This is a genomic window from Paenibacillus sp. 2RAB27 (assembly GCF_052115445.1).
GTDB lineage: Bacteria > Bacillota > Bacilli > Paenibacillales > NBRC-103111 > Paenibacillus_E.
This window is the reverse complement of the sequence record NZ_JBFRGR010000102.1, coordinates 1-645: the sequence shown is the minus strand read 5'-3', so window position 1 is coordinate 645 and position 645 is coordinate 1. Positions and strand designations below refer to the sequence as shown.

Here is a 645-nt window from a genome sequence, read left to right as displayed (position 1 = left end):
GGCAGCCGGACACGATCGGCTGCTTTTGTCTTTGAGGGACGGTCAGTTTAGTGCAACAAAAGCTCTAAATTCCCTTACTGGGTACAATCTGGATTCAGAAGAATGAAATTTAAGGAAAATTTAATAAATACCCTCCTTTTTATTAAACAGTTTTCTATATTCTTATATGTAGCTTTCTTAACTTATCCAGAAATAGGTGATTTATTATTGAGAATATCMTCGGAGGATCGCAATTAGCTTTCATGTTGAAAAGAATAATTAAAGGGCTGGATTTCATTATTTTGTCGCTGCTGCTCATCTTAATGATCATTAGTATATTCTGCATCTACAGCGCAACACTGACTGAGCCAGATTTTTCCCAATCATATATTAAAATGATGTATTTTTACGGTCTAGGATTTATGGTCTTATTTATAATGCTATTTTTTAACTATAAACTCTTATTGCGCTATTCGCCGATATATTATTTCATTGGGGTAGGATTGCTGGTCTTATTATTTTTTAAAGGGGATACACTCAACAATGCTCAGGGGTGGTTCATTCTTCCTGGTGGGATTGGCTTTCAACCGGCAGAGCTGTGTAAGCTCATTTTAATCTTGTTTTTATCATATTTTCTATCCAAAAGAGAAGTCGAGACGCATAGGC

At 35.6% G+C, this 645-nt stretch carries 1 protein-coding gene; it reads left to right on the top strand.

Features of this window, described 5'->3' with window-relative positions:
• Nucleotides 1-242: 242 nt before the first annotated feature.
• Nucleotides 243-645: FtsW/RodA/SpoVE family cell cycle protein (locus tag AB4114_RS35805; protein WP_441992680.1), on the top strand; the 403-nt coding region annotated here is incomplete at its 3' end.